This is a genomic window from Herbidospora cretacea, from assembly GCF_001570605.1.
GTDB lineage: Bacteria > Actinomycetota > Actinomycetes > Streptosporangiales > Streptosporangiaceae > Herbidospora > Herbidospora cretacea.
Genome location: NZ_BBXG01000023.1, coordinates 38,633 through 61,137, shown reverse-complemented (window position 1 = coordinate 61,137; position 22,505 = coordinate 38,633). Strand labels below are relative to the sequence as shown.

20 protein-coding genes are annotated in these 22,505 nt (G+C 69.1%); 9 read left to right on the top strand and 11 right to left on the bottom strand.

Features of this window, described 5'->3' with window-relative positions:
- The 3 genes from AW270_RS32335 to AW270_RS32325 are packed head-to-tail and all read right to left on the bottom strand — an operon-like array spanning position 1 to position 2,773.
- Complete coding sequence (locus AW270_RS32335; protein ID WP_169807403.1) at positions 1–504, bottom strand: GNAT family N-acetyltransferase; 504 nt, start codon at positions 502–504, stop codon at positions 1–3.
- Positions 505–537: 33 nt separating this feature from the next.
- Positions 538–1,644, bottom strand: a complete 1,107-nt coding sequence (locus AW270_RS32330) for a hypothetical protein (RefSeq protein WP_061299932.1) — start codon at positions 1,642–1,644, stop codon at positions 538–540.
- Between the two features lie 34 nt (positions 1,645–1,678).
- Positions 1,679–2,773, bottom strand: coding sequence for a helix-turn-helix domain-containing protein (locus AW270_RS32325; protein WP_157522940.1), 1,095 nt, complete (start codon positions 2,771–2,773; stop codon positions 1,679–1,681).
- A gap of 395 nt (positions 2,774–3,168) precedes the next feature.
- On the opposite strand from AW270_RS32325, the gene AW270_RS32320 reads away from it, so the two are divergent.
- A complete protein-coding gene (locus AW270_RS32320) occupies positions 3,169–3,363 on the top strand; it encodes a hypothetical protein (RefSeq protein WP_061299930.1) in 195 nt (64 codons plus the stop codon).
- A gap of 43 nt (positions 3,364–3,406) precedes the next feature.
- Here AW270_RS32320 and AW270_RS32315 read toward each other — a convergent pair whose 3' ends face one another.
- Positions 3,407–4,798, bottom strand: coding sequence for an aldehyde dehydrogenase family protein (locus AW270_RS32315; protein ID WP_061299929.1), 1,392 nt, complete (start codon positions 4,796–4,798; stop codon positions 3,407–3,409).
- A gap of 11 nt (positions 4,799–4,809) precedes the next feature.
- A complete protein-coding gene (locus AW270_RS32310) occupies positions 4,810–6,177 on the bottom strand; it encodes an NAD(P)/FAD-dependent oxidoreductase (RefSeq protein ID WP_245674968.1) in 1,368 nt (455 codons plus the stop codon).
- Between the two features lie 108 nt (positions 6,178–6,285).
- Here AW270_RS32310 and AW270_RS32305 point away from each other — a divergent pair, with 108 nt between their 5' ends.
- A complete protein-coding gene (locus AW270_RS32305; RefSeq protein WP_082801994.1) occupies positions 6,286–6,999 on the top strand; it encodes a TetR/AcrR family transcriptional regulator in 714 nt (237 codons plus the stop codon).
- 198 nt (positions 7,000–7,197) lie between these two features.
- On the opposite strand, the gene AW270_RS32300 is transcribed toward AW270_RS32305, so the two are convergent.
- Genes AW270_RS32300 through AW270_RS32290 form a run of 3 tightly spaced genes read right to left on the bottom strand, consistent with a single transcriptional unit; the run spans position 7,198 to position 9,855 of the window.
- On the bottom strand, positions 7,198–8,232 hold the full coding sequence (locus AW270_RS32300) for an ABC transporter ATP-binding protein (RefSeq protein WP_082801993.1): 1,035 nt from the start codon (positions 8,230–8,232) through the stop codon (positions 7,198–7,200).
- Positions 8,229–9,008: an ABC transporter permease gene (locus AW270_RS32295; protein WP_061299927.1), complete on the bottom strand. Its 780-nt coding sequence runs from the start codon at positions 9,006–9,008 to the stop codon at positions 8,229–8,231. Before AW270_RS32295 ends, AW270_RS32300 begins: the two co-directional genes overlap by 4 nt.
- Positions 9,001–9,855 carry an ABC transporter permease gene (locus AW270_RS32290; RefSeq protein WP_061299926.1) on the bottom strand — a complete coding sequence of 285 codons (855 nt, stop codon included), beginning with the start codon at positions 9,853–9,855 and terminating at the stop codon, positions 9,001–9,003. Before AW270_RS32290 ends, AW270_RS32295 begins: the two co-directional genes overlap by 8 nt.
- Positions 9,856–9,977: 122 nt before the next feature.
- On the opposite strand from AW270_RS32290, the gene AW270_RS32285 reads away from it, so the two are divergent.
- From AW270_RS32285 to AW270_RS32270, 4 genes are all read left to right on the top strand, one after another.
- Positions 9,978–11,066 (top strand): aminoglycoside phosphotransferase, encoded by a 1,089-nt coding sequence (locus AW270_RS32285; protein ID WP_157522937.1) that lies wholly within the window; start codon positions 9,978–9,980, stop codon positions 11,064–11,066.
- 12 nt (positions 11,067–11,078) lie between these two features.
- Entirely contained in the window at positions 11,079–12,020 is a 942-nt protein-coding gene (locus tag AW270_RS32280) for an SIS domain-containing protein (RefSeq protein WP_061299924.1), read from the top strand.
- A gap of 198 nt (positions 12,021–12,218) precedes the next feature.
- A complete protein-coding gene (locus AW270_RS32275; protein WP_245674967.1) occupies positions 12,219–13,037 on the top strand; it encodes an SAM-dependent methyltransferase in 819 nt (272 codons plus the stop codon).
- 10 nt (positions 13,038–13,047) lie between these two features.
- Positions 13,048–13,695 carry a MerR family transcriptional regulator gene (locus AW270_RS32270; RefSeq protein ID WP_061299922.1) on the top strand — a complete coding sequence of 216 codons (648 nt, stop codon included), beginning with the start codon at positions 13,048–13,050 and terminating at the stop codon, positions 13,693–13,695.
- On the opposite strand, the gene AW270_RS32265 is transcribed toward AW270_RS32270, so the two are convergent.
- On the bottom strand, positions 13,663–14,337 hold the full coding sequence (locus AW270_RS32265; protein WP_063819414.1) for a ThuA domain-containing protein: 675 nt from the start codon (positions 14,335–14,337) through the stop codon (positions 13,663–13,665). The genes AW270_RS32270 and AW270_RS32265 overlap by 33 nt on opposite strands.
- Positions 14,338–14,373: 36 nt before the next feature.
- Between AW270_RS32265 and AW270_RS32260 the strand changes: the two genes are divergently transcribed.
- Positions 14,374–15,558: an NACHT N-terminal helical domain 7-containing protein gene (locus AW270_RS32260; protein WP_061299920.1), complete on the top strand. Its 1,185-nt coding sequence runs from the start codon at positions 14,374–14,376 to the stop codon at positions 15,556–15,558.
- Positions 15,468–17,531: an NACHT domain-containing protein gene (locus AW270_RS32255; RefSeq protein WP_169807402.1), complete on the top strand. Its 2,064-nt coding sequence runs from the start codon at positions 15,468–15,470 to the stop codon at positions 17,529–17,531. Before AW270_RS32260 ends, AW270_RS32255 begins: the two co-directional genes overlap by 91 nt.
- Here AW270_RS32255 and AW270_RS32250 read toward each other — a convergent pair.
- Both AW270_RS32250 and AW270_RS32240 read right to left on the bottom strand, forming a co-directional pair.
- Positions 17,494–18,717: an alpha/beta fold hydrolase gene (locus AW270_RS32250; protein WP_245674966.1), complete on the bottom strand. Its 1,224-nt coding sequence runs from the start codon at positions 18,715–18,717 to the stop codon at positions 17,494–17,496. The genes AW270_RS32255 and AW270_RS32250 overlap by 38 nt on opposite strands.
- 446 nt (positions 18,718–19,163) lie before the next feature.
- Positions 19,164–19,802, bottom strand: a complete 639-nt coding sequence (locus AW270_RS32240) for a response regulator (protein WP_082801991.1) — start codon at positions 19,800–19,802, stop codon at positions 19,164–19,166.
- A 359-nt stretch (positions 19,803–20,161) separates the two neighbouring features.
- Between AW270_RS32240 and AW270_RS32235 the strand changes: the two genes are divergently transcribed.
- Positions 20,162–22,411 (top strand): serine/threonine-protein kinase, encoded by a 2,250-nt coding sequence (locus tag AW270_RS32235; RefSeq protein WP_061299916.1) that lies wholly within the window; start codon positions 20,162–20,164, stop codon positions 22,409–22,411.
- Positions 22,412–22,505 lie beyond the last annotated feature (94 nt).

Here is a 22,505-nt window from a genome sequence, read left to right as displayed (position 1 = left end):
CTAGGCGCGCAATTCCTTGACCATGATCCGGCACAGCTCCGGCCGCTGCTCCGGCGAACCGTCCGGGCGGTAGAAGATTCCCACCGTCTCGACCAGCCCGTACTCCCACCGTTTGTAGCCTTCCCTCGCGTACAACTTCTCCGCTCGGTGGTTGCCCAGGTCGACACCGAGCGCGACCTTCTTGCGCCCGGCGAACCACAGACGCCGTTCGGCTTCTGCCAGAAGTCTGGTCCCGATCCCGTTGCCCCGGCGATGGGCCACCACTTCGAGATGGGTGATCAGTGCGACATCGGGCAGATGGCGGCGGAGCGCCGCCTCCTCGGCCGCGCCCATCCATAAGTAGACGTCCCCAACGGGCCGGTCACCCTCCCACGCGACCAGCAAAAGGCCATGCCCGGCCGCCTGGCGGTGAAGCCGATCGGCGAAATAGGCGGTTTGCTGCAGGGTCTCGATGAGGGCCGGAAGGTCCGCCTCAGTCGCTTGGCGAATGTCAGGTGGCCCCACGGACCTCACATTCCCGGATGAACCACAGCCAAATCACATACTCATTCGTGCCGCCGATATCAACTGGGGGCCAAAATGGCGGGTCATCCACTTCATCACGTCAGGCAGGCGGGTCTCGTCGGCTCCTATCAGGGGAATCGCCCTGAGGTGCTGGGCCCAGCGCTCACGGTCGGCGGCCCACGCGTCGAGATACCTGACGCAGAACTCCGGCTCGATCTGATTCAACCGGTGGAGCGCGGCCAGCAGTGATCTCTGCACGGCATGGCGGCGTTGAGACTCCTGAATCAGCGCCGAGCGTCGCAGCACGTTCTCGATGAAGAGTTTCCGTCTGCGCAGGAACCTCGTCCAGTGGGCATGATCCGCGGCGCGGCGCCAGTCTTCTCCCGTCTGCGCGTCAAGGAGCCAGTAGATGCCTTCGGCGAGCACGTCGCCGAATTCCTGGTCGCGGGCGCGTTCGGGCCGGTCATAGGGGTCGTACTTCCGCTGGCTGACTTCCCCGGTGATCGCGAGCGACCGCAGTTTCGTGTCCTCGAGCAGGTAGAACCAGTCTTCGTTGTAGACGTTGGGGAAGAAGGCGGTCTCGTCCCGCATCGTGTGGACGGCCAAGGCACCGCCACCGATGAAGGAGCTTTGATCACCCCCGGTCTTGCGATGCGCGTGGCAGACCACCGAGTTGTCATGGAAACCGCCGATGTTCATCCCCACGGCCTCGAAACGGTCGAGCAGGGCGACCGCGTTGAGAAGCTGCCGATGACCGCCGACGGTGATGTCGTCGTCCAGGAAGACGATGCGCTCCCAGCCCATCAACCTGGCCAGGACCAGACCGGCGTTGCGCTTCACGCTCAGATCCGTGGTGCGGTGAAAGATCGTGTTCTCCAGCAGCCGCGACGTCATAAGCGTCGGCAGGTTCACCACTTCCGGCCGGGTGAGGTCGACAGCGAGGTATCTGACGCCGTCCGGCATGAGGTCGGCGGTGTGCTGAGCCCGTCCTCGGGTCCGGCTGTGCAGGGAGACCAGCGGGCAGCCCAGTTTCCAGGCCAGGTCGGCGGCATGGAGGAGCCATTCGGGTGACCGAATGGTGGGCACCACGATCGCGTCCACTGTGGCTGCGTGCCCGGCCGGCCCTTCGACGATTTCCACGAGATGCCGGTGCGAACCGTGATGGACAGCGACCTCATGCGGCATGGTCGGGCCATTCGTGCAGGACGGTTCCCGGGTCGGTGAGGTCGGGCGTGACCACGTGGCCCCCCTGGATCCGCACCCGCATCAGCACGCTGTACTCCTCCGCGTCACCGAAGCGGTCGCGCAGGTACTCCACGTTGCGCCCGCGGAACGTCTCGTCCGTGAGAACCCGGACAGCCCCATAGACGCCACGCGCGTACATGCCGTTGCAGATCGTAAGAGTGCGTAGCCTGTTGTTCGGATTCCGGCCCCGGTACAGGAACGCCACGTCCTCGACCAGCTCAGCGCGGTCGTCGACCTGCTCCACAACGGTGTAGTGAGCCTCGGTCCGGCCACCGGCGGCGACCTGGAAGTGCGGGCCCCGGGGATCGTCCCAGTCGGCCACCTGGAGGACCGGCGTCCCGATGATGCCCAGCATCCTTCGGGTGATCACGTTCCAGTCGACCCCGCCGAGCAGCACAAGGTGGGTGGTCAGATCATCTTCCTGCAGCTCACGCAGTACCCGGCGGGTCACCAGGCTGCGCGGATTGGCGGCCCGTACGTGCCCGTGCACCTCGAAGAGGGCCCCGAGGTCGGAGTACTTGTACAGATCGATGTAGTCGAGGCTGGCCGGATCGCTGTAGCGAATCCGGGCGAGATCATCCTCGGGGACCTCCGAGCAGATGATCGTCACCGACTCACCGGGCGGGAACTGGAACGGGTTGCCCGCGAAGGCGTCCGCGCCGAGGTCATGGTGAGCCTCGCCGTGCTCGTGCTGACCACCCATTGCCTGTCTTCTGAGCCGGCCCAATTCGCCGAGCAGTTTCCGGTACTTCTCCAGTTCTTCTGGGTCGAGCTCCGACAGCGGCAGCAGACGCGGCGGATCGTAATCCATCGATCGCCTGGTCGCGAAGAACGCCGCGTAGCCCTCCAGCCGCGACATCGGCGGTAATTTCGGCGCTCTCCTGCTCTCCCATGACGAGACAAGCGGGGCGCTGACTTCCAGCGCGGCGCACAGCTGATGCTGGGTCAACCGGACACCGGGCCAATGAGCCTCACGGAGCTCGCGCAACCTCAGCGCCAACGCCGTGGCTCGCTCGCTGATCACCGTCGCTCCATTCAGCTGAACTTCAGCCTATCGACTGAAGCGCGACAAATATAAGAACAAGCAGGTTAGGCGATCCCAGTCGGCGAACACAGCCTCAAACGAAGGTCACCAGGTCAGCGAGTATAGAGATAGGCGCGCTTCAATTCGGGAACAACTGATGTAAGAGTCCATACCGAATGAAGTTAAGTTAAATTCAGTGAGGCGTCATGGCACAGACGCGAGGACCACCCTCTGAACAGTCGATGCGACGAGCAGCTTCCCTCCTCAACGCGTCACGGACACCCCCACACCTGGCCAGAGGTGCAGAAATGCCCGTGACATCAAGGTTCGGTTACAGCGCTTCTCTGTATCGGAAGACCTCAATGAACACATTAGCCCTTCACCTCATGGTGGCAATGTCCACGTCGACCGGCGAGAGCCGGGATCTGACTCTCCTTATCTTCGTCGCCGCGATCACGCTGGTGACGGGAGCCATCCGCTGGACGCTCAAGCGGACCCGTCTCGTCGTGGTGGTCAGCGGTACGAGCATGCTGCTCGTCCTGCTGACCCTGCTGGTCGCCGGATATCTGGCGGTCCTCGCCGCTGACTGAACACCGATCGGGCGGGCCACCATGAGACCCGCCCGAGCCTCGGTCAGGCTGGCCGGAAGGAGTCCCGGGCGACCGGGGCGGCGTGCTTGATCATAAGGTGCCTGGTCACCGAGTACTCGCCGACCGCCTCCTGGCTCATGTCCTTGCCGAACCCGCTCCCCTTCACCCCGCCGTGCGGCGCCTCCGAGGCGATCGGCAGGTGGTCGTTGACCCACGTCACGCCCACGTCCAGCCGGTGTGACACCCGCAGCGCCCGCGACACGTCGGTCGACCACACCGAGGACGCCAGCCCGTAGGGCGTGTCGTTGGCCAGGCGCACCGCCTCGTCCTCCCCGTCGAAAGGCAGCGCGACGAGAACCGGGCCGAACACCTCGCCCTGGACGATCTCGCTCCCCTGCTCCGCGTCGGCGACGAGGGTCGGGGGGTAGTAGTAGCCGGGCGCGTCGAGCGGATCGCCCCCACGGACGATCCGGCCCGACGCGCGCGCGACGTAGCCGTGCACCCTGTCCCGGTGTTCGGCGGAGATCAACGGGCCGATGTCGGTCCCGTCGGCCCAGGGGTCGCCTGGACGTACCTTTTCCAGCGCGGCCGCGAGCGCGTCGACGCCCTCGGCGTAGCGGGAACGTTCGATGTAGACGCGGGTCGCGGCGGTGCAGTCCTGGCCGGTGTTGTAGGTCGCGCCCATCGTGACGCCGAAGGCCATCGCCTCCAGGTCGGCGTCGGCGAACACCAGGGCGGGGGCCTTGCCGCCCAGTTCCAGGTGGACGCGCTTCAGGCCCTCCACGGCGCCCCGCATCACGGCCTTGCCTGTCGCGGTCGAACCCGTGACGCTGACCATGTCGACGCCGGGGTCGGTGACCAGCGCCTGGCCCACGTCGGCGCCGCCGGTGACGACGCCGAGCAGACCTGCCGGGGCCCCGGCCTCGGCCAGCAGCTCGGCCAGCTTCAGCGTCGAGCGAGGAGTGCGGGGGGCCGGTTTGACGACCACGCCGTTCCCGGCGGCCAGGGCGGGGCCGACCTTCCAGACCGCCATGATGAACGGGAAGTTCCACGGCGCGATCGAGCCCACCACGCCGACCGGGCGCTTGACCAGCATCGACGTGTAGCCCGAGCTCAGCACCCCCGCGCCGGTGCCGTCGAGCGACCTCGCCGCCCCGGCGAAGAAGCGCAGGTTGTCGGCGGCGAAGGGCAGCTCGCCGTCGCGGAACACCGCCGCAGGCTTGCCGGTCTCCTCGACCTCCAGGCGGGTCAGCTCGTCGGCGTCCCGCTCCACCAGGTCGGCCAGCCGCAGCAGGACCCGGGCCCGCTCGCCCGGGGTCGCCTCGCGCCACTGCTCGAAGGCCGACCGGGCGGCGGCCACCTTCGCGGCGACGTCGGTGCTGTCCGGGATCTCCTCGATGACCTGGCCGGTCGCGGGGTTGATCAAAGTCGTCATGTCTGGGTCTTCTAACTGTCGAAACCGATGCCGAAGCGGTCGAGGACGCGCAGCCACGGGCCGCGCCTGCCCTCGTTCGCGTCGGCGCGGGCCAGGGCCCGGCGGGTGAACTCGACCACCGGCCAGCGGATCGGCTCAGGTGGGAAGGGCACCGGGCGGCGGCGCACCATCTTCAGTCCGGTACGTCTGGTCTCCCGCCGCGCCAGCAGGTCGAGACCGGCCAGCGCGCCGAAGCGCGAGGCGCCCACGCCGAGGCCGGTGTAGCCGAGGGCGTAGGCGACGCGGCCGCCCATGGCCGTGCCGAAGAACGGGGTGAAGCGGCTGGTCGAGTCGATCAGGCCGCCCCAGCGGTGGGTGGCCCGGACCCCTTCGAGCTGCGGGAACGTCTCCAGCAGGTGGCGGGCCAGGAGCGCGTGGGACTCGGGGCGCTGGTCGCTGCCGCCGCCGGCGAAGTTGTAGACGGCGTCGTACCCGCCGAACAGCAGGCGGTCGTCGGCGGTCAGGCGGTAGTAGTGGAACTGGTTCCCGGCGTCGGTGATGCCCTGCGCCTCCAGCCAGCCCAGCGACGCCCTTCGCTCGGCGTCGAGGGGCTCGGTCACCAGCACGTAGTCCCACACGGGCAGGACGTAGTTGCGCAGCCGGCGCAGCGGCGACGGGAACGCGTTGGTCGCGATGAGGACCTGGCGCGCGTTGATCACGCCGTGGGGGGTCGGGACGCGTACCGAGGGACCGGAGCGTTCCATGCCGGCCACCGGGGTGTGCTCGTAGATCCGCACGCCCAGGTTCTCGGCGACGCGGCGCAGGCCCCAGGCCAGTTTCACCGGGTCGACGAGCCCGCCGGTGCCGCGCAGCCGCAGTCCGCCCAGGTAGGTCGGGGAGTGGACGTCGGCCCGCATGTCCCCGGCGTCCAGGAATGTGGCGTCCTCGCCATGGTCCCGGTGGCGCTTTTCGGCGGACCGCAATTCGTCGACGTGATGGGGCGCTACCGCGACCGTCGTCTTGCCGCAGAGCCGGAGATCGGCGTCGATGTCGTGTTCGGCGACGAAGTCGGCGATGGCGGCCAGGTTCTCCCGGCCGAGCGCCAGCAGAAGATCGATCTCCCCAGGCCAGCGGTGTGCGCCGTGCGTCAGGCCGTGGGTGATCGAGTCGGCGATGAAGCCCCCGTTACGGCCGGTCGCGCCGAACGCGATACGTTCGGCTTCGACCAGAACGACGTCGCAGGCGGGGTTTTCTTGTTTGGCCAGCACAGCAGCCCAGAGGCCGGTGAAGCCGCCGCCCGCGATCAGCAGGTCGGCCGTCGTCGCCCCGGTGAGCGGCGGATACGCGGCGGGAGCGGGCCGGTCGGTCCAGAAGACCCTCGGCAGTGCGTCCGTAATCACGATCCCCTCCGACCGATATTTGTTGAATCGTGATTCAAATACTTATCGAGCAACCACGTCAAGACCTGCGACACTTGTTGTGAGATCCTCCATACGCAGCGGGGTGCGATGACTCAGCGGAAGAGCAGGGCAGACCGACGGGTCGAGCTGATCGACGCGGCCAGGCGCGCGATGATCCAGCACGGCGCTGAGGGTGTCCATCTGAACCAGATCGCAGAAGAGGCGGGGCTCACGTCCGGGGCGGTGCTCTACCACTATCCCGACCTCCGCGACCTGCTGATCGAGGCCCACCACGCGGGCATGGAGCGGTTCTACGAGCAGCGCGTCAAGAAGATCAGCGGCATCGCCGACCCGGCCCAGAAGCTGATCACGACGATCCGGTCGGGGCTCCCCGAGGGGCCCGACGACTCGGGCGTGCGCCTGCTGTGCGAGCTCGGCGGCGCGGCGGGCCGCAACCGCGTCTACGGCACCCTGCTGACCACGCTCTACGACCGCCAGGTCGCGATGTACCAGATGATCCTGGAGATCGGCGCCGCCCAGGGCGTCTTCACGCTGACCGGCGACTCCGAGCAGATCGCCCGCAACCTGGTCGCCCTCGAAGACGCCTACGGCTACCGCATCATCGCCCGCCACCACTCGATCGGCCCCGACGAGGCGGTGGGCCTCATCCTCGACTTCGCCCGCATGGCCACCGGCCACCCCCTGAAGGAGACCCCGGCCGCACCGCGCCCGAAAGCGACCCGCTCGACTCGGACGACCAGGCCGAGGGCCAACGGCAAGACAGCCGACACTCCGGCCGCGGGCCCTCAGGACGCCGACTGACCAGGCCCGGCACGTAGCGCCGTTCCGAGGGCATGCCGTTCCGAGGGCATGCCGGACCACGCCACGCCGGACCACGCCACGCCGGACCGGGCTGGGCTGGGAAACCTTCTGAAGCCGCCCGTGAGCAGCGGGCCTGTGCGTCCGCAACCGGCAACCGCGCCCCGGAAAGACTCACGGGGCGCGGTGGTGAAGCCGAGTTCAGTTCGCGATGAGGACCGCGTCCTCCGGACGCCACGTCACGCCCACGACGGTCCCGGGAGTGATCCGGGCCGAGCCCTGAGTGGCCGCCAGGACCTTGCGGCCCAGCCCGCGCACCTCCACCGCGATGTGCGACACACCGCCGTAGAAGCTCACGTCGACGACCACGCCCTGCACCATCCCGGGCGTCGGCTCGGTCAGGCGCACCCGCTCCGGACGGATCGCCAGCGCCGCCGGCGCGTCGGCGGTCGTCGCCTTGGAGGGCAGCGGGCCGAGGCCGTCGGCGGAGAAGACCCCGCCCCGGATCGCGCCCGTGAACAGGTTGTTCGCGCCAATGAAGTCGGCCACGAAGTAGGTGCGGGGGCGCTCGTAGAGGGTCACGGGGGCGTCGACCTGCTCGACCTTGCCCTGGTCCATGACCGCGATGCGGTCGGCCAGCGACATGGCCTCCTCCTGGTCGTGGGTGACCACGACGAAGGTGATGCCGACCTCGTTCTGCAGGCGCTTCAGTTCGAGCTGCATCTCGGCGCGGACCTTCTTGTCCAGCGCGGACAGCGGCTCGTCGAGCAGCAGCAGCCTCGGCCGCTTCACGATGGCGCGGGCCAGCGCCACCCGCTGCTGCTGGCCGCCGGACAGCTGCGCGGGCCGCCGGTTGGCCATCGCGTCGAGGCCGACCTTCTCCAGGACCTCGCCGACCCGGGCCTTGATCTCGGCCCTGGGGAGGTTCTCGCGCTCCAGGCCGTACGCGATGTTCTTGGCGACGGTCATGTGGGGGAACAGCGCGTAGGACTGGAACATCAGGTTGATCGGGCGCTTGTGCGGGGCGAGCTTGAGCAGGTCGACGCCGTCGAGGCGGGCTCCGCCCTGGTCGGGCGTCTCGAACCCGGCGAGGATGCGCAGCAGCGTCGTCTTCCCGCAGCCCGACGGGCCGAGCAGCGCGAAGAACTCCCCCTGCTGGATGTCGATGGAGACGTCCGAGAGGGCCGTGACGTTCCCGAACTTACGGGACACCCCCTCGATGGAAAGCAGTGTCATTTGAGGGACTCCGTGAGTCGGGTCATGCGCTGGACGGCGAGCACCGCGACCACGCTGATGGTCAGCAGGATGGTGGCCAGGGCGTTGATGTCGGGGGTCACGCCGAACCTGACCATCGAGTAGATCACGATGGGCAGCGTGGGGTCGGTCGGGCCGGCCGAGAAGAAGGCCAGCACGAACTCGTCGAGCGAGAAGGTGAACGCGAGCAGCGCGCCCGCGGCGATGCCGGGGGCCAGGCCCGGCAGGGTGATGCGGAAGAACGTCTGGAGCGGGCTCGCGCCGAGGTCGGTCGAGGCCTCTTCGAGCGAGGTGTCCATCGAGGCCAGCCGCACCCGGACCACCACGGCGACCAGCGGGATGCCGAAGGTGAGGTGCGCCAGCAGGATCGAGGTCAGCCCCAGCGTGAAGTTCACCGCGGTGTAGAAGATGAGCAGGCCGATGGCCAGCATCAGCTCGGGCAGGATGGCCGGCAGCGTCGCGACGGCCTCCAGCACCTTCGAGCGGGTGTGCCGGGCCAGCCCGACCGCCAGCAGGGTGCCGACGACCGTCGAGATCAGGCAGGTGCCGACCGCGACGATCAGGGTGTTGCCGAGCCCTTCGAGGATGGTCGCGCTGCCCGCGAGCTTGCCGTACCAGTCGAGGCTGAACCCCTCGAAGCTGTAGGGCGAGTCGCCCGCGTTGAACGACATGAACACCACGACCGCGATGGGCACGTAGAAGAAGACGTAGACCAGCCACAGGGGCAGGAAGGTCAGCCGGGACGTTTTCCTAGGCACTGCGCGTCCTCCGCGAGACGACCGCCTGGGCCAGCAGCAGGACCACCGTGACCAGGATCATCACGAGCGCGATGGTGGCGCCGAAGGGCCAGTCGCGGGCCTTGAGGAACTGGTCGCGGATCAGGTTGCCGATCATGATGGCCTTGCCGCCGCCGAGGATCTCCGGCACGACGAAGTTCCCGAAGCTGGGCACGAACACCAGCACGGCCCCGATCAGCGCGGACGGCAGCGTCAGCGGCAGCGTGACGCTGAAGAACGTGCGGACCGGGGAGGCGCCGAGGTTGGCGCTGGCCTCCCGCAGGCGCGGGTCGAGCCGCTCCACCGCCGAGTAGATCGGCAGGATCATGAGCGAAAGGTAGCCGTAGAGCAGGCCGACCACGACGGTGCCCCGGTTGTAGAGCAGTTCGAGCGGCTGGTCGATCAGCCCGATTCCGGTGAGCGTCTCGTTGACCAGGCCTGGACCGCTCAGCAGGATCGTCCAGGCGTACATCCGGATCAGGAAGTTCGTCCAGAACGGCAGCATGACGGCCAGCAGCGCGATCGTCTTCCACTTCGACGGCAGCAGCGCGATGGCGTACGCCGTCGGATAGCCGATCAGGAGCGCCAGTACCGTCACCACGCCCGCGACGACCAGGCTGTCCTGGATCACGTTCAGGTACAGCGGCTGGAACAGCCTGCTGAAGTTGGCGGTGGTGAATTCGTAGATCACCCCACCAAATCGCCCGCGCTGGAAGAACATGGTGCTGAGCATGAGCAGCATCGGCACCACGGCCAGCAGCGTCAACATGATCAGCCCAGGTCCGAGGAAGATCAACCGCGCGAGGATCGAACCTCGCCCACGCGACATACCGGGCCCCCCTTCTGATGTTTGGCGAGTGTTGCAGGAGACATCAAATTAGACAAGACTGTGCCGCACGGGGTGAGCTCTGAGTTTGTACTTCCTGTTGAATCGACATTCAGGAGCGTGCGGTGGGTTCCGCAGACTGGGCGTTGCCGGGGAACGTCGTCCTCCGCCTCGGCGACGAGCTTGAGGCCGGTCCCGGGGTGACCGAGCAGGTCCTCCGGAACCTGGGCGCCGCGCCGGCGCCCTTCGCGGTGCGCGAGCTGCGCCCGCTGCCCGACTTCCCGGCGGGAGAGCGCCCGATCACCGTCGACCAGACCTACCGGTCGGTGGTCGTGGGCGAGAAGGTGATCGTGAAGTGGTTCCCCCATCCGGCCGAGGGGCCGCATCCCGGTCTGGAGATGCTGACCCACCTGGCCGCGACGGGGTTCACGCGCACGGCGGAGCCGTACGCTGCGATCTTCTGCGGCACCGCCCTGGCCGGGCTGGCCACGGCGTACCTGCCGGGGGCCCGCGACGGCTGGCAGTGGTGCGCCGACGAGGCCGTGGCCGGGCGCACCGCCTTCGCGGCGGAGCTCGGCACGCTGGCCGCCGATCTTCACCTGGCGATGGCCACGCCGTCCGAGGTCGTCCCCGATCCGGTGCGCACCGCGCCGGCCACCGCCGACTGGGCGGAGCGGGCGGAACAGGCCCTCGGCGAGGCCCTGGCCCTGACGACCGACGAGACCGACGCGCAGTGGCTCGCCGATCACGTCGCCGACCTGCGGCGGGAGCTCGCGCCCTTGCAGGTGGCCGGGGAGACCCCGGTGATGCGCGTCCACGGGGACCTGCACGTGGGCCAGATCCTCCAATGGGCGGAGGGCTACGCGCTGATCGACTTCGACGGCAACCCGACCGTGCCGGGCGCCTCGCCCTACCAGCCGGCCGCCCGCGACCTGGCCCAGCTCGGGATCAGCATCGAGAACGCCGGGCAGGTCGCGATCAGGCGGCGCGACGCCGACCCCCAGGCGATCTCGGCCTGGGTGTGGGGCGCGCGGGAGGCGCTGGAGCACGCGTACACGAAGAGGCTTGAGGACGCCGGCCGGGGAGACCTGCTCGACCGCTCGCTGCTGCGGCCGTTCGAGGCCGAGCAGCTGTGCCGGGAGCTGATCTACGCGGGCCGTTTCCTGGAGCGCTGGCGCTACGCCCCCATGGGCGTGCTGCGCTCGTGGTTCTGAGAGGCTGAGGGGATGGACGCCGGAAAGTTCCTCGACGACCTGCTCGGAAAGCCTGAATCGCTCGATCGGCTGGCCGCCGCGCTCGACGCGGGCGGCCTGTTCGACGGCCTGCCGGCCACCGTGCGGCGGGTGCTGTTCCTCGGCATGGGCAGTTCCCGGTACGCCGCCCGCGTCGCCGCCCTCCGCCTGCGCGCGGCCGGGATCGACGCCGCCGCCGACTACGCCTCGACGGGCCTGGGCTACCCGCCCGACCCGGCGACCCTCGTGGTGGCGATCTCCGCCACCGGGGGCAGCCGCGAGACGCTCGACGCGGTCGCCCGCCACCGGGGCGTCTCGTTCGTGGCCGCGCTGACCAACAAGGACGGCTCGCCCGTCACCAAGGGCGCCGACCACGTCGTCCCGATGCTGGCCGGTCCCGAGGAGGGCGGGGTGGCGTGCCGGACCTTCCAGCACACCCTCGCCCTGCTGCTCGCCATGTTCGGCCAGGGAGTCGACGGCGGGCTGGTCAGACGGGCCGCCGAGGCGACCCAGGACCTGCTCGACCGGCGCGGCGACTGGCTGCCCGGGGTGCTGGAGCTGCTCGACGGCCCCCACGGCGTCTACACGATCGCCCCGGCCGAACGCCTGTCGTCGGCCGACCAGTCGGCGCTGATGGTGCGCGAGGGCCCGCGCCGCCAGGCCACCGCCTGCGAGACCGGCGACTGGGCCCATGTCGACGTCTACCTCACCAAGACCTACGACTACCGCGCCCTGCTGTTCCCCGGCTCGCCCTACGACGAGCAGGCGATGGAATGGGTGCGCGAGCGGGGTTCGACGGTCGTCACCGTCGGCGGCGAGGTGGCCGGTCAGGCGGGGAGCGTGCGCTACCGGCATGACGACGACCCCGGCGTCGCGCTCCTGACGGAGACGCTCGTCGCCGAGCTGGTCGCCGCGTCGTGGTGGGCGCACGGGTAGGAAAGCTACCGGTGTTCCGGAGTCGCCCGAGCCATAAGTGCCCCAATAGTGACATTCCGCACCTATTTACTGAGGCCCACCGGGGCGGGGCGCGATCCGTCCCGGCGGGTACGAATCACGCTAATCCCGGACGTTTTTGCACTCAAGGGTTCTATTTTTCCGCATACCGGTGGATCTGATGCGGTTTAAGATCGCGGCGTGACCCTTGAAAAGGCACCTCCGGGCGTCGACCCCCTCACGCCGAGCGTGGCGCGGATGTACGACTACTTCCTGGGCGGCAAGGACCATTTCGCCGTCGACCGCGAGGCCGCGGAGGCGATCAACGCCATCTCCCCCGACGCGAAGGACCTCGCCCGCGCCAACCGCGAGTTCCTCGGCCGCTCGGTCCGCCACCTGATCGACCAGGGCGTGACCCAGTTCCTCGACCTCGGCGCGGGCCTGCCCACCCGCGACAACGTCCACGAGGTGGCCCTGCGGCACGCCCGGGACTCGAGGATCGTGTATGTCGACAACGACCCCATGGTCCTGGTCCACGCCCGCGCGATCCTGGCCGACAACCCCAGCACCATCGTGACCGAGGGCGACCTGCGCGACCCCGGCTGGATCACCGGCCACCCCGAGGTGCGCGCCCACCTGAACTTCGACGAGCCGATCGCCGTCCTGATGGTCGCCGTCCTGCACTTCGTCACCGACGACGGCGAGGCGCGCCGCCTGGTCGCCGAGTTCCGCGACGCCGTCGTCCCCGGCAGCCACCTGGTGATCTCCCACATGAGCCCCGGCGAGGCCGCCGGCGACGCCCTGGCGGCGGGCCGGGAGATCTACGAGAAGAGTTCGTCCGGCGGCATCGCCTTCCGCACCCACGAGGAGGTCCTGTCGCTGTTCGACGGCTTCGAGCTCTGCGAACCCGGCCTGGTGCGGATCTCCGACTGGCGGCCCGACCATCCGGCCGCCGAGGCGCCCGCGACGCCGTCGGGCGGGGCGATCGGCCTGGCCGGAGTGGGTCGTTTGGATAGCTAGCATATCCAGCGTGCGGATCTCCCAGCTCAGCGACGCCACCGGGGTACCCATCCCGACCATCAAGTACTACCTGCGCGAAGGCCTCCTGCCGCCCGGCGAGCAGACCTCCGCCACCCGTTCCCTGTACGGCCAGCCGCACGTCCGCCGGCTCCGCCTCATCCGCGCCCTCCTCGAAGTGGGCAAGCTCCCCATCTCCGCGATCCGGGCCGTGATCGAGGCCGTCGAGGACGAGAAGATGGGCGTCCACGAGATGCTCGGCACCGCCCACTACGCCCTGTCCCCCAAGACCGAACCCGAGGACACCGAGGAGTGGGCGCAGGCCAGGGCCATGGTCGACGAACTCATCCGCGAACGGGGCTGGCAGGTCGAACCCACCGCCCCCGGCCGCGACGAACTCGCCCAGACCATCGTGACCCTGCGCCGCCTGGACCACGAGGTCACCCTCCCCGACCTGCGCCCCTACGCGGCGGCGGTCGGCGGCCTGGTCCGCGACCACGAGATGTCCCGCATCCCCTTCGACGGCCCCCGCGAGACGGCCGTCGAAGCCCACGTCATCGGGACGGTGCTCTACGGCCGGGTGCTGGACGTGGTCCGCCGCCTCGCCGAGGAGTCGGAGTCGGCCCGGCTACTCGCTGATCCCGACGGGCTGCCGAAGTAGCCACTGGGCCGCCCGGCACAGCAGCGTCCGGTGGACGGGCGAGTCGTAGGACCGCGTGTCGTGCCCGAGCGCGTCGTAGACCAGACGCCCCCGCCTGACGTTCCGCGCCCACAGCACGGGCTGCCCCATCGCGGTGGCCAGCGGGGTGACGTCGGGAAGGACGTCGAGGTCGCTGTAGACCTCGTCGACGACGTCGAAGTCCCGTAAGCCGTCGGTGATCGCGTGGTCGCGGTTGACGTGGACGGTCGTCCAGCCGATCGGCGGATGATGCGACTTGCCCCACTTCCACGAGGCCCCCAGAACTCGCGGCCACCCCTGCCAGTCGTCGAAGCAGATGGAGGCGGTGTGCATGGCGAGCACCCCGCCGCCTTTGTTGAGATGGTCGAGCAGCACCGCACGGGCGTCCTGGCTGAGGCTGAACTGCCAGACGTCCCGCTGGCTCTCGAAGTGACCGCTCTGGTGACACCAGCGCATCGCGTTGATCGTGATGAGATCGACCTGAGGGGGCTCGGAGAGCGCGCCCGCGATGTCCTCGGTGACCTCCGACTCGATCCCCGCTTCGAGCAGGACCTCGGCGAGCGTTTGTGACGTGGCCGCAAAGTCGTGGGCGACCCCTCCGGAAAGAATCAAATTTCGCGCCATGGACGCCACCGAATCACAGGTCCCTAGGATCAGGGAATGGCCAAGCCAGTCAGCTACACCGACGCCGTGGACCTGCTGAGCGGCGAATCCCGCACGATCAGGGCCCTCGACACGGCTCTCGGATGGGGACTGCTGTTCGGCGGCCCGATCACCTGGAGCTTGATCGACGCCAAGAACGAAGCCATCCGGCTGCTTCACCAGGCTGTCGGGAGTCTGCGCGAAAAGGTCGTCGTGGCTCCTCGGGCGACCCGGACCGAGCTGCTGGTCGCGGCCCATGAGGTCATCATGACGACGGCGTTCTTCGAGGCGCTGGACGATGTCGAGCTGCCGTTCCGCGTGGAGGACATGCGGATCCAGGGACCTGATCTGAGGCGTTTCCTGAACGAGGTCACCGGTCTGCGGACATGTCTGCTGACGCGGAGACCGATGACACCCACCTCGCTCGACCTGCACGAGCTCCGACTGAACTACCAGATCGCCGCCTCGAACCTGAGCGGGCTCGTTCACGCGCTTCCCCTGGCCAAAGTGCTCTACTCCGAGCAGTGGGAGGCGGTGACGACCGCCCTGCACGGTCAGCTTCACGAGGCCGCGGTCCGCCGCTACCAGGACCTCTATCACCGGCTGGCATCCGAGTTCCCCGAGTTCGCATTCTGGGCGCAGATGCGGGCCCATGAGTCGACCCAGGCCGGACTCGTCGGACTGGAGAAGATGCTGATGGAGGTGACGGCCGGGCGGATTCCCTCGGCTCAGATGGCGCGTCTCCACGCGCTCAACGCGGCCGCGTTGACCAGACCGATCAGCCAGAGCGAAGACCAGGTCGGCGACCTGCGGATGCCGAGCCTCGGCGAGGGATATGTGGTCCCGCTCTTCCGGCAGATGACCGACCCGACCCACCACGACCTGAGCTCGGAGTCCTCGTGGGAAGCGCAGACGAGCCGCGGCGACCTGGGGCAGGTGCTCGCCGCTCACCTGACCTCCCCAGAGGCTCGCCAGGCGCCGATGCTCATCCTCGGCCAGCCCGGCGCGGGCAAGTCGGTGCTGACCAAGATGCTCGCCGCCCGGCTGCCCCAGGGTGACTTCCTGCCGATCCGCGTGCCGTTACGGCAGGTGCCCGCCATGCGGGCATCCAGGTGCAGATCCAGGCAGGCGTCCATGCGACGACGGGAGAAACGATCTCGTGGCCCGACCTGTCCCGGTCGACGAACGGCGCGCTGCCGGTGATCCTTCTCGACGGCCTCGACGAACTGCTGCAGGCGACCGGTGTCAACCGGGCCGACTACCTGGAGCAGGTAGTGGAGTTCCAGCAGCGCGAGGAATCGGCCGGAAACCCGGTCGTGGTGATCGTCACCACCCGGACCGCCGTCGCCGACCGCAGCCGGGTCCCTCCGGGGTCGGTGGCGCTCAGGCTTGAGCCGTTCTCCGACGAGCAGGTCGCCGCCTGGGTCACCACATGGAACCGCAGCACCGGAGCCGGCCTCTCTCTGGAAAACGTTCTCCGCTACCCCGATCTCGCCAGGCAACCGCTGCTGATGCTGATGCTCGCCCTCTACGACGCCGACGGCGCGAGCCTCTCGGGCCGCCTGCTCGCCTCGGAGTTGTACGAACGGTTGCTGTGCAGATTCGCCTTACGCGAGATTCGCAAACACGAGGCTGGTCTCACCGATGCCGCCCTCGACGAAGCCGTCGAATTCGAGCTACTGCGTCTGTCGGTGGCGGCCTTCGCCATGTTCAACCGTGGTCAGCAGTGGGTCACCCACGACGAACTGAACCGCGATCTCACCGCGCTGATGCCCGCGACGACTGTGGCGTCCCGTGGTTTCCAGCGTCCACTGACCGCAGCGCAGACCCTGTTCGGCAGGTTCTTCTTCATTCACAAGGCCGAGGCGCGGCAGGATTCCGAGGAGATCAGCACCTACGAGTTCCTGCACGCCACCTTCGGCGAATATCTCGTCGCCCGGTTGATCCGGGATCTGCTCCGCGAAGAAGCCGACCATCAGACCCGCCGCCGACCGTTCCAGCCCAAGTCCACTACGAACCTGGCCGAGTTGCTGTCATTCGCGGTCCTCGCCATCCGGGCACCTATCCTGCGATTCCTCGTCGAGATGAAAGACGACGACCCGCATACCCGGCCCGCCTTAGTGCGTCTGTTTCAAGCCGCCTATTTCGGCGCGACCGCCGGTGAGGGGACCTACCGGCCCGCCCCCGTCTCCGCGATGCAGAGCGTGGCCAGCCGAACGGCCAACTTGGTGCTCCTCGTCGTCACCCTGACCGGCCGGACCTCCGCACGCGAGTTGTTCGGCGGCGCCGAGTCCCCGGTGCGGCTGTGGCAGACCCTCGTCGACCTGTGGCGGGCGGGGACGACGGGAGAGGAATGGCCCGCGATCAATGAGTACCTGTCGATCGCCCGGACCTGGGAGGGCGAGACGCGCGAGGTCTTCGTCATGCGTCAGAATTCGGAGCACGCGTCCGCTTCGGAAGGGTCAGGCGACCTGCTGGGGTGGGAGCACGGCGTGCTCCCGGACGTCGAGATCGCGAAGTGGTGGGCGGCCCCGCCTCAGACGTCGCTCGACGTCGGCTTCAGCCGGGCGATGGCCAGCGCGGTGACCGATCCCGTGTTCCGGCACCGGTTCCATCTCGCTTCCGAATTCACCCGCGGCCCAGGTGAGAGGGCCCGGTCAGAGCTCGACGACCTGCTGAGCTCATGGTTGTCCGATCGCATCGATCCCGAGCGGCTGGCGCGAGCCGCCGCGACTATCGACGCCTGGCACGAACGGCGCCTCACCGAACTTCTCCACGGCCACCGGAACGAACTGCCCCTTCACCTCCTGGCGGAGATCTGCCGGCTCCTCGCGGTCCGATCGCGTCGACCCCGCGAACTACTCCGTTCCGTCTTCTACGTGGTGGCGCGAGATCGTAACTACTTGGGGCTGGTCGACGACGTTCTCCGCGGGGTCGAGGACCGTGGCAACGGGGTGTTCCTGATGGCGGCCATCACCCTGATGGAACTGGAGATCGACCCTTCGGAGATCCCGGCGACCGCCTTCGACGTCGTGCGGCGGATGACGCCGGAGGACTTCGAGGACATCGCCCGATCGGACCCCCACCTGTTCTACCGGGCACGGCGCATCATCCGCGCCGAAGGCGGTCGCTATCGGCTCATCTGGCCTGGATCAGCCCCATCACCCTCCGGATGACCGTCTCCCCCGACACCCGCAACCCGTCGTGTTCCCACTCGTTCGTGACCCACGTCGTCACGTTGGCCACCTCGCGCGCCGTCCGCGCCGACAGCCCCTCGTCCACGTACATGTCGTCGTAGTAGACGACCGCCCCGACCGGCACCTCGTTCACCGCGAGCCGGGCGGGGTCGTACAGCGCGGGCCAGTTCATCCGGGCCAGGCACTCCGCCGTCTCCCTGAACGGCCGCAGCGCCCGGATCTCCTCGAACATCCACGGATAGATCATCTCTCCGGTCAGAGGGAGGTCCGGGGCCAGGCGGGCGGCGGCCCAGTTCGACGGTGCGCCCTGCGAGTAGATGGGCTCGTGCAGGACCGCGTACAGGGGATTCCCGGCGAACGACGTCTCGGCCATCACCTGGTGGAGGAACTCATCCGACAGTTCGCCCCCGATCCACGCCTCCGTCAGCAGCCAGTGGAGGGACTCCGCCCCGGAGCCGGTGCCCAGTTCCATACCGAGCATCTTGAACCGATGAGGGGTCAGGCGGTCGCCGTCGGGGAGGCGGATGTCGTTCTGGTCCAGGTAGGCGAGCAGGCCTTCGAGGCGGGCGCGGTCGTCCGGGTAGCGGTGGAAGTAGCGGCGGAGTTTGTCCTCCACACGACGGTAGGTCCGCCGGTAGACCTCGTCGGCGTCGGCGTGGAGGCCCGCCAGCCCGCCCGTCACGTAGCAGGCCGACAGCGACTCGGGTGCGTTGGACAGGTAGGTCAGGGTCACGAAGCCGCCGTAGGACTGGCCCAGGGTCGACCAGCGCTCGACGCCCAGCGCGCGCCGGATGTGCTCGGCGTCGGCCACGATCGCGTCGGCGCGGAAGTGCCTCAGGTAGGCGGCGAGCTCGGGCCCGTCGGGGTGGGGCAGGGACTTCGCGGTCACGGGGCTGCTGCGGCCCGTTCCCCGCTGGTCGAGCAGCAGGACGCGGTGGGTGCGCAGTGCGTACCCGAGCCAGCCGTCACCGGCCGTCGGCCGGGGTGACTTCCCGCCGGGACCGCCCTGCAGGTACACCAGCCAGGGCAGGTCCTCCCCCGCCCGCCGCGGGTCGCGGGCCTCCCGCGCGAACACCTCGATCAGCCCGCGGGAGGGGTCGGAGTGGTCCAGCGGCACGGTGAACACGTGGTCGGTCAAAGAGACACCGGGCAAGGAATGGGTCACCGCGTCACGATAGCGACTCCGCCTCTGCCTCCGCCGCATCTGCTTCGGCCCCGCGCCCGGCTGCCCGGAGCACCCGGGACAGGGTCGCCAACGACACGATCAGAGGGGGGCCGCCCAGGTCGCGTGCCAGGGACACCGCTTCCTCGGCCAGGGGCAAGGCGGAAGCGGGGCGGCGGATGAGTGTGTCGGCGCCTGAACGAAGGGCTCGGACCAGGGTCGTGCCGTGTTCGAGAGCGTCGCGTTCGCAGAGGGTGCGGGCCGCTCGGACGGCTCCGTCCACCGAGGCCGGTGAACGGGACACCCGGGCGTGCGCCAGCAAGGCGTCGACCACCTCGGTGCCAGCCGCTCCACGTGCGATTGCCGCGAGGTGCAGGCGGACCTGCTCCTCGTAATCGTTCGAATTCACTGTGTCCCAGCGTCTTCCTGCGCCAGGCCACTTGCAACCCTCAGAGCTTCTGGAGCCCCAAGTCTTCCGTGACGCGCCGCAGGTCCCTCGGGTGGCCGAATCCGAGTTTGACCTGGATGCGGGTCACCAGCAGGTCGACGGACATCTCCTCGATGTTCATGGACTTGGCGGCCTCGGCGGGCGTGCAGCCCTTGGAGATGAGGCGCAGGACCTCCGCCTCGCGCGGGGACAGCGCGGGGCGCAGGCACAGGAGCGAGGTGGCCAGGGCGAACTGGCCGCGCAGCACCGTGGCCAGGCCCTGGCCCAGGACGAATCCGCCGGCCGCGACGTGGAGGACCGCGTCGCGGAACTCGTCGGGCTGGGTGTTCTTGAGGAGGTAGCCGGAGGCGCCGGTCTGGAGGGCGGCGACGACGTCGGCGGGGTCGCCGGTCATGCCGAGGGAGTGGGAGAAGACGAGCACGCGGGCGCGGGACGTCCAGTCCTCGATCTCGGCGAGGGCCGGCTCGCGGTCGACGCGGTAGAGAGCCAGCAGGAGGACGTCGACCTCGGCGCCGGTGCGGGCCAGCGCCTCGGCGGAGGGGGCGGCGACGACCGACCCCACCTCGGGCATCCGGGCCAGCAGACGGCGGATCCCGGCCTGTGCATGCGGGTGATCATCGGCGACTGCGACTCTGATCATGGTGTCCCACCCCCAAAATTAGATTCTGGACACGCGATACGGCCCTCGACAAGGGGATATCCGGACGAACTTTTTCGCTATTTACGCGCGTCCATGACGCGGACCGGGCATACCGGTCACCTCTGACATCCAGTATCACCAACGGACATCCATGCTGGAGCCGTGTTCGTCAAGTTTCCGCCAACGTCCCAGGTCAGAGCTGTGGCGACGCTCGGTTACGCCTTATGCCCAACGGGTTTGCAGCGACAAGGTGACATTTCTAGTCCGGTGACAAGCTGACGATGCGGTGAGACCTTCGTATGAGTACGCGGCGTTAGGTGACATTTCGCGCCGGGTGCCCGAAGGAGGGGGCTTCGCAGTTGAGCACGTGGACGGTTCCGGGCTACCGGGAGGTACGCGAACTCGGTGCCGGGGGCGGCGGCCGGGTCGTGCTGGCGACGTATGAGACCACAGGAGCCTACGTCGCGATCAAGTATCTGAGCGAGACGCTGCGACGCGACCCCGGCTTCCTGGCCAGCTTCCAGCGCGAGGCCCGGCTCATGGTCGAGCTGGAGAACGCCAACGTGGTGCGGCTGTACGAATACGTGCAGTCCCCCCACGGCGACGCCGCCATCGTGATGGAGCTGGTCGACGGCGTGTCGCTGCGCGCCATCCTGGCCGAGCACGGCAACACCTCGCCCGAGGCGGCGCTGGTCGTGCTGAAGGGGTCGCTCCTCGGTCTCTCCGCGGCGCACGCCCACGGCGTGGTGCACCGCGACTACAAGCCGGAGAACGTGCTCGTCCAGGCCGACGGCGCCAGCAAGCTGGCCGACTTCGGCATCGCCAGCCACGTCGGCGAGGCGGGGCAGGCGACGGGGACGCCGTCGTACATGGCTCCGGAGCAGTGGGCCGGGAACCCGGCCAGCCCGGCGACCGACGTCTACGCCGCGACCTGCGTGTTCTTCGAGTGCCTGACCGGCCACCGGCCCTTCGCCTCGCTCGACGCGGGGCTGCTGCGGCGGGCCCACCAGGGGGCGCCGATCCCGACGATGGAGGTCCCGGCGTCGGTCCGGGCGCTGGTCGGGCGCGGCATGGCCAAGGACCCGATGGCCCGGCCTCCGACCGCCGACCAGTTCGTCGCCGATCTGGAGCTCGCGGCGCTGGCCGCCTACGGGCGCGACTGGGAGGAGCGCGGCCGGCGGCACCTGGCCGAGCTCGCCACGCTGATGGCGCTGATGTTCCCGCTGGCCAAGTCGACGCCGACGCCCCAGGTGAACACGTCGCTGGCGCGCACGATCCTGAGCCAGCGGCTTACCCGGTTCGCGCCGAGGTTCGCCATCGCCGGGTCGCTGGTCGCGGCGGCCGTGATCGCGATCGTGGTGGCGGCCAACGGCCAGACCCCGGTCGCGGGCGGCACCACGTTACGCCCGCCCACCCAGACCCCGACCCCCACGGAGCCGGCGCCGCCGGTCCTGCCGACGGAGGAGTCCACCGCGCCCGCCACCTCCGAGGAGGAGGCGACGACGGAGGGGCCGTCGGAGGAGGCCACCACCGAGCAGCCGTCGACCGTCCAGCCGCCTGGCGCCGTCACGCCCACGGTGACCGCGACGGCGACCGCCACGGCGACCGCGCCCCCGCCGCCGCTCAAGGTCTCCAGCCTGGGCATCCACGCGTTCGACGGGCAGTCGGCCACGGTCCGGATCGTGACCAACACCCCGGCGCAGGTGACCATGACGGTCCGCTTCGCCGAGGGCGCCGACGAGTCGTCGCTCACCACGCTGCCGCCGCAGGTGGTCCCGCTCGCGGGCGCGACCGCCTACGCCCCCGTCGTGCAGCAGGCCTTCACCCCACCCGCCTGCGGTACGACCTCCTACCGGCGCATCACCGTCGAGACCTCACCGTCGGCGGGCAAGGCGGCGGCGAAGACCGTCTCGGTCAAGGGCGGCCCGTGCCCGCCCCCGGCGGTCGAGGAGGTCACGATCTCCGGCTGGGACGGCAAGGCGGCCGGCGTGCGGCTGAAGGCGAGCGGCACCGGCCCGGTCAAGGTGCTGGCCAGGTTCGGCCGCGACGGCAAGCTCACCAAATCGGCCAGCACGTCGCTCTCCGGCCACCGCGAATACTCCTTCACCGCCCGCACCGACCTGGGCGAGCCGCCGTGCGGCCAGACGATGACCTACTCGGTCCAGATCACGACGGAACCCAAGGCGGCCAACGGCCCCGTGTCGGCCGAGCGGCGGGTCACCGGGCCCGAGTGCGCGCCCCCGAAGGTCAGCCTGGAGGGGTGGAACGGCACCGTGGCCAGCGTCAGGGTGACCTCGGGCACCACCGCGGCGGTGACGCTGACCGTGACGTTCACCCGGACGATCCGGTCGGGCGAGCGGGAGACCAACCCCATCGTGACGACCTCGACGGCCGACCTGAGCGGCTCGAAGGAGTACAGCCGGGACTTCCAGACCGGCTACCGGGCCGCTCCGTGTGGGACGCGGGACGTCCGCCAGGTGAGCGTCAGCGCCTCACCCGGAGGAGATTCGGCCACCCGGACCATCACGCTCGACGCCGCCGCCTGCCCGACCGAGGAGGAGTCGGAAACCCCTGCGCCCACGGACTCCGAGCCCGGCCGGGCCCTCTGACCTGCACCGTCATCCCAATGTCCAGTTTGGTCATGTTTAAGTAAAGTGAGTTGACCTGTGCCTTAAAGGTCCTTGAACATCCATTTCACGCAGA